Raw genomic sequence first — 12313 nt, 5'->3', positions numbered from 1 at the left:
CTGTCTGCTGCCAGCGACCCAGCCAGCTGTTGAAATGCCCACCAGGGCAGGCATCGAGGTCGATGTCGGGCACGGACAGCTCCACGTAGTACCCGTCGAACCCGTCGACCGTCACCGGAACGGGCTCCGTCCCGGATCGCATCGGCTGGGCGGCGAGGGCATCGGCCAGGTCCGCCGTCGTCGGCCCGACCCGGACCACCAGCGCACCGGCCTCGCACGGGTGCGTGTAGATGCTCTCGACGTTCCAGACGAACAGCACACGCGCGTCATCCGTCTCCCAGCTGCCCGACCGCACGCCGACGCCCGCGCTGACGAACCCCTCAGGAACCGACACCACAGGCACCCGGAACCCGGCCGGCGCCCTGTCCACCGGGAACAGGTAGAACCCCGGCTCGACGCGCGTGTCGCTCGCACCCAGCCCGAGGGTGGGGCTCGGGCTCGGGTTCGGCTCGGCAGGTGCGACCTCGTGCGGAAGCGTCTGGCCGATGACGAGAGTCGTGATCGCCAGCGCGGCCACGACGAGGGCGCCCGACGCGATGGCGCCCACGCGACGACGACGGCGGACCCGCAAGACCAGCGCGTCCGTGCGGTCGACCAGCGGGTTGGGCTCGACGACCTCCCGCTCGGCGCGCAACAGCTGCTCGAGGTTCATGACGCCTCCTCGCCGACCGCGAGCTTCGACGCCAGGCCCGCGTTGGCGTCGTGCAGGTGGCGCTTCACCGTCCCGGGGCTGACGCCGAGGTCGTCGGCGATCTGTTCAACCGTGAGATCCGCGTAGAAGCGCAGCACCACGCACGCGCGCTGCCGGGGCGGCAGCGCACCGAGCGCCATGGCGAGGTCGAGTCGGTCGGGACCAGCCTGGTCGGGTCCGGCCGTCGACGCCTGGCCGCCCAGGAGATGCCGTACCGCGCCCCACCGACGCCGTCGCCTGTACCCGTCGAGGAAGAGGTTGAGGACCGTCCGCCGGACGTACGCCTCAGCGTGCTCGAGGGCGGCCAGGTCGCCGGGGCCGTCCCCCTGCGGGTGCCGCATCGTCGTGAAGGTCCTGACCAGGGCGTCCTGGACCAGGTCCTCCGCCTCGCGCCGGTCGCCGCACAGCAACGTCGCGTAGTGCACGAGGGCGCCGCCGCGGTACCGCACCAGGTCGGTGAGGACCGGCTCCCATCGGTTCATCGCGGCCCCCTTTCCGGTGGTGAGGCCGACATAGAGGTAGACGAACGCCGACCGCGAAACGTTGAGTGCGCTCCTGCAGGTCTACTCCGTCCGAGTCAGCATGTGCGCCCCGCGGACGAACCGGCTTCCGCTGAGGTCAGCGAGAGCTCAGCTCGGGCGTGAGATCGCGCGCGGTCTCGTCGGCACCCACGGGCACCGAGGCGGTTCCGACGAACGACGGCGGCTCGCCCCGACCCACCGCGAGCACCACGACGAGGCCGACCGCGGTGAGTCCGGCACCGACCCAGGCGGGCGCGAGGTAGCCCATGCCCCCGGCGATCACGAGGCCGCCGACGAACGCGCCCGCCGCGTTGCCGAGGTTCAGCGCGGAGTGGCACAACGCTGCACCGAGCGACGGTGCCGCGGGCGAGACGTCCATGAGTCGCGTCTGCAGCGAGAGCCCGAGGATCTGCGACGTCACGCCGAGCATGACCAGCGAGAGCACCGCGGGCACGGGGTAGGACCCGACGAGAGCGATGACGACGAGCACCACGATCGTCGCGACCATGCTGCCGATCACGGTGCCGAGCACCGACCTGTCCGCCAGCCGGCCGCCGACGACGGTGCCGATCGTCATGCCGATGCCGTAGAGCGCGAGCACCAGCGGGACCAGTCCCACGCCGAGCCCGGTCACCTCGGTGAGCAGCGGCTTGACGTAGGAGTAGACCGCGAACATGCCGCCGAAGCCGATCGCACCAGCACCGAACGCGATCCAGAGCCGCCGGTTGCGCAGCGCGGAGACCTCGGTGCGCACGGTGGTGCCCTCGGCGACGGGGAGCTTCGGCGTCCAGGCCCAGAGCGCCGCGAGCGTGAGGAGCCCGAGCACGCTCACCCCGATGAACGACCACCGCCACCCGACGGTGTCACCGACGACCGAGGTGAGCGGCACGCCGACGGCGCACGCGACCGTCAGACCCGTCATCATCGCGGCGACCGCACGGCCGCGGCGCTCGATCCCGACGACCGCGACCCCCATGACGGCGCCGACACCGAAGAACACCCCGTGCGGCAGTCCGGCGAGGAAGCGGAAGCCGACGAGCATCGCCATCGTCGGAGCGAACGCCGACAGCGCGTTGCCGACGACGAACGCGGACATGAGCAGCAGCAGGAGCTTGCCGCGGTCCATCCGGGCGCCGAGCACGGCGATCGTGGGGGCGCCGACGACGACACCGAGCGCATACGCGGTGATCGCGTGGCCGGCTGTCGGGATGGGCGCGCCGAGGTCTGTCGCGATCTCGGGGAGCATCCCCATGGTCGCGAACTCGGTGGTGCCGATGCAGAACCCGCCGAGCGCGAGCGCGAACAGTGCGGCGCGGGCGCGGGCGGGTGTCAGCACGGAGCTCCTCCGGAACGAATCGATTCGATAAGCCGCGGAGACGCGTCGTCGACAACTCCGGTGGATGACTGGAGCCTACGTCACGAGGCTGGGACCAGCCAGATCGCGCGCCCGGCCACCTCACCGAGGTCGACGGTGCGCCGGTCGTCGAGACCGGCTGGTCCGACGCGGACGGAGATGACCCCGGCGACGGTCCGCCGCTCGACGACCGTCAGCGGCGCGTCCAGCACGAGGCCGACGGTCTCGACGTACCGGAGCAGCTCGGGGTCGGAGTCCGAGATGCGCGCGACGGCCCACTCCCCCGGCGTGACGTCCCAGAGCAGGGTCGCGGGCGGCACGTCGATCGAGCCGTCCACGGCCGGGATCGGGTCGCCGTGCGGGTCCCGGCGAGGGTGCCCCAGCTGCGCGGAGATGCGTTCGACGAACAGGTCGGAGACCGCGTGCTCGAGGATCTCGGCCTCGTCGTGCACCTCGTCCCAGCCGTAGCCGAGCACCTCCACCAGGAACGTCTCGATGAGCCGGTGACGGCGGACGACCGCGAGCGCATGGCGCTCGCCGTCGGCGGTGAGCTCGACCGAACCGTAGGGCTGGTGCGTCACCAGTCCGCTGTCGGCGAGCCGGCGGACGGTCTCGGAGACGGTGGACGGGCCGACGCCCAGGCGGGCAGCGAGCATCTTGGTCGTCACCGGCTGCTTCGACCACTCGCGGGCCGACCACACGACCTTGAGGTAGTCCTGTGTGACGGCGCTCAGCTCGGGCGTGGTCGGGGTGCTCACGCCGCCCAGCCTAGACAGCCCGCGCGTCCGGACACGGCGCTGGTCACTGGGGCGTACGACCGGCCGGCGAGTGCGGCACGGCGCGCTCCTCCTCGGCCGAGGGCCAACGCAGTCGCGGCCAGACGTTCGCCGTGGCGTCGGGACGCACCTGGACCACCTGGTAGTCGACGAAGAGCCGCGTGCTCGGGTCCCACCGGAGCACCGTCATCTCGGCGATGCCGTTCAACGGCCCGACCGTCGGCTGCCCCAGCGTCGCCCCGGCCGTGCTCGAGCTGATGTACCGGACCCCGAGGCCGTCCCGTGCCGGGCCGTTGCGCTTGTGCAGGTGCCCCGAGACCTGCGCGGGCGAGCACCCCTCGTCAAGCGTGTCGTCGCCGATCGCCGGCGTGTGGATGAGCAGCAGGTCGACGCCGTCCTCGTCGTCGCACGCCGTCTTCGCCAGCCGCTCGGCCTCCTCGGACGCCGACTCCTTGGTCGCCAGGGCCGTGCCACCCGCTCCGACCCGCGTCTCGTTCGGGTCCCGGTCACCCAGGATCCGCATGCCGTCGACCGTCACCACCGAGCCGTCCAGGACCGTCGCGCCCGCACGGCTGTATTGCCCGGTCGTCTCACGCGAGTCGTGGTTGCCGGGCGACGTCACCAGCTCGACCCCCTTCGGGATGGCCCGCGCGAACGTCGTCACGCAGTACTGCTCGACGCTCGTGCCGTTCAGCGTGGTGTCCCCCGCGTCGAGGACGAGCTCCGCGGCCGACCGCTCGACCAGGGTCCGGATCAGCGGAGCCATGCCGACGTTGCAGTGCAGGTCGGAGACGACCACGACCGTGAGCAGGTCCTCGTCGGCGGACCGCTGAGCGGTCGTCGGGCTCTCGGTCGGCGCGTCCGACCGGCTCGGCGTCGCCGTCGGTGCGTCGGCCTCGTCGATGCTCGCCTGACGCTCGTCCCACGCCACCTCGAGCGAGGTGTTGGCCTTGGCGTAGAACGCCTCGTTCTTGCGCAGCTCCGAGATGACCTGGCCACCGTAGGTGTCGATGACACCTCCCAGGCGGCCGGTCACCCGAGCGCCCTCGAGGGGCGTGTCGTCGAACACGGCGGACGCCGTCCGAGACTCGCTCGGCTGGTCGTCGGGACCGATGCTCGAGGTCAGGACGGTCGCACCGACGACGATCACGAGGCTGGCCGCGATCCCCGCGCGCCAGTGCGGTGCCGCCCGGCCACGCAGCTCCTGCCAGCGCACCGACCCGACGAGCAGCCGCAGCAGCCACCACCCGCCGACGAGGACCAGGAACGCCGTGGCGGTCCGCACTGCCGCGTCCCTCGCGAGCGCACGTGCGACGTCCTGGACCGTCGCCTCAGGCCCCGAGAAGAACTGCAGGTAGGACTGCAGGTCCCCGCTGAGCGCCTCGAGGGTCTTTGCCTGGCTCAGCTCGGTGACCGACGCCGGGATCTCCTGCACGGTCACGTGCGCACCGAGTGTCAACGGCAGCGGCGAGTCGATCTGGAGCGTCCCCAGCGGACCGAGGTCGATCGTGATCGTGTCGTCCGTCGTGACGTCGTACCGGGCCTCGTGCGGTCCCAGGCTGCTCTCCACGGATGCCGTGGTGACGCCGAAGACGAGCGAGACCAGCAGCGCGGCGAGCACGAGCACGACGCGGCGGCCCCACCGGGTCTCTGTGCCGCTGCCTCGACTCATCACGTCCGAGCCTAGGCTCGCCTCGACGCGAGCGCTGCAGCGTCAGCCCTGCGCGTCGCGCCAGGCCACCCACTGCTGGACCAGCGACAGGTCGTAGTCCGGGCCGCTGGTCCCGACGGTGAAGAGCGTGACGCCCGCCGTCACCAGAGCGTCGGCCACGGCGCTGGGCGGTGCACCCACGCCGACCGACCGCTCGACGAGGCTCGCGGTGTCCCGGCCGACGTCCGAGCCGTGCTCGTCGAGGATCGCGCTCTTGCGGACGAGCGTGTCCACGTCGCCGAACGAGTGCCACGCGTCCGCGTGCTCGGCCACGACCCGCAGGGTCTTGCGCTCGCCACCGCCGCCGATGAGCACCGGGATGTCGCGCGTCGGCGCGGGGATGGACGCAGCCCAGCGCGCCTTGATCCGCGGCAGCGCCTGCGCGAGGTCCGCGATCCGGCTGCCGGCCGTCCCGAACTCGTAGCCGAACTGGTCGTAGTCCTTCTCGAACCAGCCGGCGCCGATCCCGAGGATCAGCCGGCCACCGCTGATGTGGTCGACGGTCCGCGCCATGTCCGCGAGCAGCTCCGGGTTCCGGTACGAGTTGCACGTGACGAGCGCACCGATCTGCACGTGGCTCGTCTGCTCCGCCCACGCGCCGAGCATGGTCCAGCACTCGAAGTGCTTGCCGTCCGGGTCTCCCGAGAGCGGGAAGAAGTGGTCCCAGTTGAAGATGACGTCGACGCCGAGGTCCTCCGCGCGACGCACGGCGTCACGGATCTGGGCGTACTCGGCATGCTGCGGCTGGAGCTGTACTCCGATGCGGATGGGGTGAGTCATGGGACGAGCCTATGTACGCGGCGGGGCAGGTGCCGGACAGCGGATGTCCGCTTCTCGCGGAATGCTCGACCCATGGACATGAAGATCGAGCTCGTTCCGATTCCCGTCTCCGACATCGACCGTGCCAAGGCGTTCTACGTCGACCAGGTCGGCTTCCACGACGACCACGACATCACCGTCGACGAGGACCTGCGGTTCGTGCAGCTCACGCCCCCGGGCTCGGCCTGCTCGATCGTGCTGGACCTGAACATGACGCCCATGGCGCCCGGCTCGCTGCAAGGGCTGCAGGTCGTCGTCGACGACAGCCAGGCCGTGCACGACGAGCTGGCCGCGAAGGGAGTCCCGGTCGAGCCGGTGCAGGACATGCCCTGGGGCCGGTTCACGTTCTTCACCGACCCGGACGGCAACCGCTGGTCGGTCCAGCAGCTGCCCGAGTGGTCGGCGGCTACCGGGAGCTGACGAGGTCCGGCACCGGCTGCCCGTGGCTCGAGGACGTCGCGGAGCACGTCAACCGGCCGCCGGTCTCCCGGATGCGCTGGTGGACTCTGAGGCGCACTGGCAACCTCGTCCCATGGCCCGCGCGCACGAGGACTCCGCCGACGACGCCGTGCGTGACTACCTGGACCGGCACCGTCACACGCTGCTCGCCGCCGCGCCCGGCCTGCGCAACGGCGACGGGGACGCCGTCCACGACGCGCGGACCGCCACGCGGCGGCTGCGTACGGCCCTGTCCGTCTACTGCGACGGGCACGAGCCGCTGCGGGCGCTGCTGCACGACCTCGGGCACACGCTCGGCGCTGCCCGGGACCCGTCGGTCGAGCTGCACGCGTTCCGTCGCGCCCTGCTCGCCGAGCCGCCGGACCTGGTTCGTGGACCTGTGCTGCTGCGGCTCGACGAGGACCGGTCGGCAGCGGAGCACGCCGGGCTCGACGAGCTGGGCGCGTGGATCGGTTCGTCGTGGGCCGACCTCGGACGCGGCATCGCGGCAGCCGTGGCAGGTCCGGGGACCGTCGAGGACCTGGCCGGCGGCGCGCGTCGGGCGTGGCGCCGGTTCGACCGCGCTGTCGGTGCGCTCGACTCGGCGGACGACCGGGACGAGGCCCTGCACGAGGTGCGCAAGGCGGCCCGTCGTGCGCGCTACGCGAGCGAGGTCGCCCGAGCCGCGGTCGGCCGTCCCGCCGGACGCAGCGCGAAGCGGGCCCGAAGAGTGCAGGACACGCTCGGCGTCCACCAGGACGCGGTCGTCCGACGCGAGACGCTGCGCCGGTTGAGCCTGCAGGCCTTCGCCGACGGCGAGGACTCCTTCACCTACGGCCGCCTGCACGCCCTCGCGGACCATGCCGCCGCCGAGGCGGAGCACGCGGCGACGGCCCTCATCGACCGCGCCGGCTCCCGCCGCCACCGCCGCTGGACCCGCTGACCGGGTCCGCGCCGGATCAGGAGGTGTCGACGTCCGCCGTCGACGGGGGTGTACGCCACACGGGTGCGGACATCGGGCCTCCTAGGCCGTTGCGCTCACGCGGACGACGTTGCGCCACGGGTCCTCGAAGCGCAGCGTCTCGCCGTCGTGCTCGGTGGCGACGCCCGCGAACGCGACCCGTGCCGCGAGCGCACCCAGGTCGTCGGCGGTCGGTACGGCGATCCGCACCTCACCGAGCCCGAGCGCAGACGCCCGCGGGCCCGCACCTGCGCTGTTCCACGTGTTCATGGCGAGGTGGTGGTGGTAGCCGCCCGCGGACACGAACAGCGCCCCGTGCCACTCCGCGGTCACGTCGAACCCGAGCGCGTCCACGTAGAAGGCGCGGGCCGAGGGGACGTCGCCGACCGACAGGTGCACGTGACCGACGACAGCCTCGCCGGCACCGGGCTGCTCGAGCAGCTCGTCCGTCAGGTGCTCGCCCAGGAACGCGTTGGGGTCGAGTCGCAGCGAGTCCATCTGGATCCGGCCCTCGGCGTCCCGGTTCCACAAGGAGCGGCTGCGGTCCCAGTAGAGCTCGACGCCGTTGCCCTCGGGATCGGTGAAGTAGAACGCGAGCGAGACGAGGTGGTCCGCGGAGCCGACGTACGAGCCGGGCTGGCGCTGTGCGATCGAGGCGAGCGTCGCCGCAAGGCCCGACTCATCGTCGAACAGGATCGCCGTGTGGAACAGGCCCGCCGCACCGCGCTGCGCGGGGGGCAGGTCGGGAGTGTGCTGGAGGACGACCAGCGGTGTGCCGCCGCGTCCGAGGGTCACCGTCGCCGGGCCGATCGTGAAGCGGTCGCCGGGCTGCTCGATCACGTCGAGCGCGAGGCCGTCGCGGTAGAAGCGCAGCTGTCGGTCGAGGTCGCCGACGAGGAGCGTCACCGCGTCCATGCCCGTTCCTGCGGCGATCGAGTCGTGCGCACGGGGGGGAGCAAGCGGTACGGCGGCGCCCTGTCCGGGCGTGGGTGCGGTCGTCATGACTACCTCAATGGTTGACGCTACAACCTTATTCCCGGGTCACACGTCGGACCGGTGGTTGTGGCCGAGGCTCCGCAGGAACCGCGGTCCCTCCTGCTCCAGCTCGGCCTCGTACGACGCGGCCCACGAGCCGTAGGGCCGGCCCGCGAGCCCGTCGTTGGAGAACCTGCCGTCGGACGTGACCTCGGTGACGCAGAACGACGGGATGGTCAGGTTGGTGACCGGTCCCCCGCGCTCGACCTCGGCGACGACCAGCGGCGCGTTGGCACCGGCGAACGTGTCGACCACCCAGCCGTCCTCGCCCAGCCACACCGAGTGGCGCGTCTTCGCGACGCGCGCGCCGCCGCGGCGCACCATCTCGATCCCGACCGTGACGTCGATCTCACGCTCGGCCTCGTAGCGGGTGCCCTCGTTCATCGGCCCCTTGACCGTGATCGCGCAGAGGTCCATGCGGTCGGCATAGGTCTCCAGGAGCGCGAGCTCGTCGGTCGCCGGGGTCAGCACCAGCCCCGTGACCGTGGTGGCCTGCACGCGGACGCGGATGGCGAACCCGGCGTCGGCCAGGAAGTAGCTCTGCACGATGAGTGCGGGCGACGCGTCGAGGAGCTCGCGTGGCAGGTCCCGCACCCAGAACCGACGCTCGAACTCGAAGTCGCCGTAGCCGGTGTCGCTCACGTTCCGAGGGTAGTCATCAGTCGGTGGAGACGGCGTCGAGCACGGGCAGACGCGCCGCACGGATGGCGGGCCAGACCGCCGCGAGCACCCCGACGACGATCGCGAGCACGAGCATGCCGACGATGCTGGCCCACGGGATCGCGAGCGTGCGCAGGCCGACGTCGGAGAAGACGGTCGGCAGCGCTGACGCCAGGGCGACGCCCACGGCAAGCCCGACGAGCGTGCCGAAGACCGCAGTGAGCACCGACTCGACCGTGATCGTCGACCCGAGCTGCACCCGCCCGAGTCCGACGGCGCGCAGCAGCCCGATCTCGCGCGTCCGCTCGATGACGGACAGCGCGAGCGTGTTGATGATGCCGAGCACCGCGATGACGACCGACAGCCCGAGCAGCGCGTAGAGGATCACGAGCACGCGGTTCACCTGGTCGGCGAGCTGGGAGACGAACTCCTCGCTGTCCATGACCGAGACCACGACGTAGGGCTTCACGGTGGACGTGAGCTCGGCACGCAGCGCGGCCACGTCGGAACCTTCCGCCGCGGTGACGAACACGGTCGTCACCAGCTGCTGGTCAGGAGGCACCAGAGCGTCGAGCACGGTCTGGCCGACGACGAGGGGCACGCCGAAAGCCGGCGAGTCGATGACGGCACCGATCTCGACGTCCTGCGACCCGCTCGGACCGGTCAGGGCGATCGTGTCGCCGACGGCCCACTCCTCGTCGTCCATGGTCGTGCGCTGGACGGCGACCCCACCGGTGGCCAGCGCCTCGTGGAACGACCCCTCGACGACCTCCGTGTCGATGCTGCGGCCGATCGCGTCGGGGTCGATCGCGGTGATCGCGAACGAGTTCCTGCCGACGAGCACCGAGGCACTCGCGAACGTGTCCGCGGCACGCACGTCGGGCAGGGCACGCACGTCCTCGATGGCCTGCTTCGGCACAGGACCCTGCGCCGCGCCGCGCAGGATGTAGTCGGTCGTCGCCTCCTGCGCGACGATCGCACTGGTCGACGCCTGCGTGGTCGCCGCGATCACGGCCGCGGCACCCACGAGCGCCATGCCGATCATCAGGGCGCCGGCGGTGTTCGCGGTACGGCGCGGGTTGCGGGTCACGTTGCCGCGGGCCAGCCGGCCCACCGGCCGCCACCGCACGAACGGCACGGCGAGCACGCGCAGCATCCCGCGCGCCAGCACCGGCGACGCGGCGAGCACGCCGATCACCACGGCACCCGCGCCGTACCCGAGCAGCGCGCCGGCATGGTCGCCGGTCGGGTCGAGCAGAGCGGCCGCCACCGCGGCGACCCCCGCCAGGACGAGGGCACAGCCCACGACCGCACGCCTGCGCAGCGACCGTTCCGGAACGGTCATCTCGTCGCGCAGCGCCTCGACCGGTGGGACCAGGGCCGCACGTCGGGCGGGCAGCGCCGCCGCGAGGACGCTCACAAGCGTCCCGACCAGGACGGACACGACGATGGTGAACCCGTCGACAGGAACCTGGCCCGTGAGCTGCATGCCGGCGGTGCCGAGCACGCCGCGCAGGACCACGACCAGCCCGAGCCCCGCCAGGACACCCAGCACGCTGCCGATCACGCCGACGATCGCCGCCTGCAGCACGATCGAGGTGAACACCTGTGCCGGCGACGCCCCGACGGCCCGCAGGAGCGCGAACTCGCGCATCCGCTGGCGCACCCACATGGAGAACGTGTTGGAGATGATGAAGGCGCCGACGAACAGCGAGATCCCGGCGAAGACCAGCAGGAACGTGGTGATGAAGCCGAGGACCTTCAGCACGCTGGCGATCGCCTCGTCGCGCATCGCGTCGCCCGTGATCACCTCGGCCCGTGGGTCGTCCTGCCCCACCACGGGGGTCAGCCGGTCCACGAGCTCCTGCTCGGAGATGCCGTCGTCGGCCAGCACCGAGATGGCCGGGACGGTGCCCTCGGGCGCGAAGGCCGCACGTGCGGTCGCCGGGTCGACGAAGACCACCGTCGCGCCCGCGAGCGCAGAACCGAGCCCGACCTCGCCGACCACGGTGACGGGACGGACCTCACCGCCGATCACGACGGTCGTCGCGTCGCCGAGCGCGAGCCCGGAGGCTTCCAGGGTCGTCGACTCGAGGGCGATCTCGTCGGCAGACGTCGGTGCGTGGCCGTCGACGAGGTCGACCGCTCGGCTGCGCGCGTCGTAGACGAACCCGAGGCTCGGTGCCTGGGTGCTCTGCACCGCGGTCCCGTCGGCGCCGACCAGCACCACCGGCCCGGACAGCTCGGGCAGCGCCGCCTCGACTCCGGGAACGTCCTCGAGCTGTGGGACGAGCGTGAGCGAGACCGGGTTGCGCGGCGTCCCGGCGACCACGTTCTGCTCGTCCACCCCTCCGACGACGTCGGCACCCCGGACGTAGGCGTCGCCGAGCGTGGTCGTCGCGACGATGTCCGAGAACGTCGAGCCGAGCATGGTCCGCAGCGCGAACGTGCCCGCGACGAACGCGACACCCAGCGCGACGGCGAGCACCGACAGGCAGAAGCGCACCAGGTGCGCCCGCACCCCGCGCAGCGCGACGCGGACCACTAGGGAGCCACCGGGCGAAGCGTGGCCAGCCGCTCGAGGACCGCCTCCGGGGTCGGATCGCGCAGCTCGCCGACCAGCCTGCCGTCCGCCAGGAACAGGACCCGGTGCGCGTAGCCGGCCGAGGTCGGGTCGTGCGTGACCATCACGACCGACTGCCCCAGCTCGTCGACGCTGCGGCGCAGGAAGCCGAGCACCTCACCGGACGCGGTGCTGTCGAGGTTTCCCGTCGGCTCGTCGGCGAAGACGACGGCAGGCCTGCTCACGAGGGCACGCGCGCACGCCACGCGCTGCTGCTGCCCGCCGGACAGCTCGCTCGGCTTGTGGTTCAGCCGGTCGCCCAGGCCGAGCGTCGCGACGACGACGTCCAGGTGAGCGCGGTCGACGGGCTTGCGGGCGATGTCGAGAGGCAGCGTGATGTTCTCGAGCGCCGTGAGCGTCGGCACGAGGTTGTACGCCTGGAAGATGAACCCGACGCGCGTGCGACGCAGCGCGGTCAACCGTCGCTCCGACATCGCGCTGACCGTCTCCCCGTCGACCACGACCGTGCCCGACGTGGGCTTGTCCAGACCGGCCAGGCAGTGCATGAGGGTCGACTTGCCCGAGCCCGACGGCCCCATGATCGCGGTCAGCTCGCCGCGCACCAGATCGACGTCGACACCGTCCAGCGCGCGTACCGCCGTCGGGCCCGATCCGTAGACCTTGCGCAGGTCACGTGCCGAGGCGATCACGGTGCTCGTCATGCCTGATCTTCCCCCCGACGTGCACGTATGGATTCGATGGTCCCTTGTGATGCTCACCACCG

12 protein-coding genes are annotated in these 12313 nt (G+C 71.9%); 2 read left to right on the top strand and 10 right to left on the bottom strand.

Annotated elements, in window-relative coordinates; translation table 11 throughout:
- The 6 genes from AC1DPN_RS06225 to AC1DPN_RS06200 all read right to left on the bottom strand — a co-directional run.
- On the bottom strand, positions 1–652 hold a 652-nt coding region (locus tag AC1DPN_RS06225), incomplete at its 3' end, for a hypothetical protein (protein WP_477083823.1).
- Positions 649–1173, bottom strand: a complete 525-nt coding sequence (locus AC1DPN_RS06220; protein ID WP_477083822.1) for a sigma-70 family RNA polymerase sigma factor — start codon at positions 1171–1173, stop codon at positions 649–651. The genes AC1DPN_RS06220 and AC1DPN_RS06225, both read right to left, overlap by 4 nt.
- Positions 1174–1309: 136 nt before the next feature.
- On the bottom strand, positions 1310–2548 hold the full coding sequence (locus AC1DPN_RS06215; RefSeq protein WP_477083821.1) for an MFS transporter: 1239 nt from the start codon (positions 2546–2548) through the stop codon (positions 1310–1312).
- Positions 2549–2628: 80 nt separating this feature from the next.
- The gene (locus tag AC1DPN_RS06210) at positions 2629–3324 is read right to left on the bottom strand and encodes a metal-dependent transcriptional regulator (protein ID WP_477083820.1); all 696 of its coding nucleotides are present in this window, start codon (positions 3322–3324) and stop codon (positions 2629–2631) included.
- Between the two features lie 43 nt (positions 3325–3367).
- Positions 3368–5014, bottom strand: coding sequence for a metallophosphoesterase family protein (locus AC1DPN_RS06205; protein ID WP_477083819.1), 1647 nt, complete (start codon positions 5012–5014; stop codon positions 3368–3370).
- A 42-nt stretch (positions 5015–5056) separates the two neighbouring features.
- Entirely contained in the window at positions 5057–5833 is a 777-nt protein-coding gene (locus AC1DPN_RS06200; protein ID WP_477083818.1) for an LLM class F420-dependent oxidoreductase, read from the bottom strand.
- Positions 5834–5905: 72 nt separating this feature from the next.
- Here AC1DPN_RS06200 and AC1DPN_RS06195 point away from each other — a divergent pair, with 72 nt between their 5' ends.
- Together AC1DPN_RS06195 and AC1DPN_RS06190 are read left to right on the top strand one after the other, a co-directional pair.
- Positions 5906–6292, top strand: a complete 387-nt coding sequence (locus AC1DPN_RS06195) for a VOC family protein (protein ID WP_477083817.1) — start codon at positions 5906–5908, stop codon at positions 6290–6292.
- Between the two features lie 112 nt (positions 6293–6404).
- Positions 6405–7253 (top strand): CHAD domain-containing protein, encoded by an 849-nt coding sequence (locus tag AC1DPN_RS06190; RefSeq protein ID WP_477083816.1) that lies wholly within the window; start codon positions 6405–6407, stop codon positions 7251–7253.
- Positions 7254–7334: 81 nt separating this feature from the next.
- Here AC1DPN_RS06190 and AC1DPN_RS06185 read toward each other — a convergent pair whose 3' ends face one another.
- The 4 genes from AC1DPN_RS06185 to AC1DPN_RS06170 are packed head-to-tail and all read right to left on the bottom strand — an operon-like array spanning position 7335 to position 12251.
- Positions 7335–8273, bottom strand: a complete 939-nt coding sequence (locus tag AC1DPN_RS06185; protein WP_477083815.1) for a VOC family protein — start codon at positions 8271–8273, stop codon at positions 7335–7337.
- A gap of 39 nt (positions 8274–8312) precedes the next feature.
- Positions 8313–8948: a CYTH domain-containing protein gene (locus AC1DPN_RS06180; protein WP_477083814.1), complete on the bottom strand. Its 636-nt coding sequence runs from the start codon at positions 8946–8948 to the stop codon at positions 8313–8315.
- A gap of 16 nt (positions 8949–8964) precedes the next feature.
- The gene (locus AC1DPN_RS06175) at positions 8965–11511 is read right to left on the bottom strand and encodes an ABC transporter permease (RefSeq protein WP_477083813.1); all 2547 of its coding nucleotides are present in this window, start codon (positions 11509–11511) and stop codon (positions 8965–8967) included.
- Complete coding sequence (locus AC1DPN_RS06170) at positions 11511–12251, bottom strand: ABC transporter ATP-binding protein (RefSeq protein ID WP_477083812.1); 741 nt, start codon at positions 12249–12251, stop codon at positions 11511–11513. Before AC1DPN_RS06170 ends, AC1DPN_RS06175 begins: the two co-directional genes overlap by 1 nt.
- Between the last annotated feature and the right edge of the window lie 62 nt (positions 12252–12313).

This window comes from Cellulomonas sp. P4_H4 (genome assembly GCF_056400865.1).
Note: the sequence above shows the minus strand (reverse complement) of the source record. Positions and strands in the feature narration are given on the sequence as shown.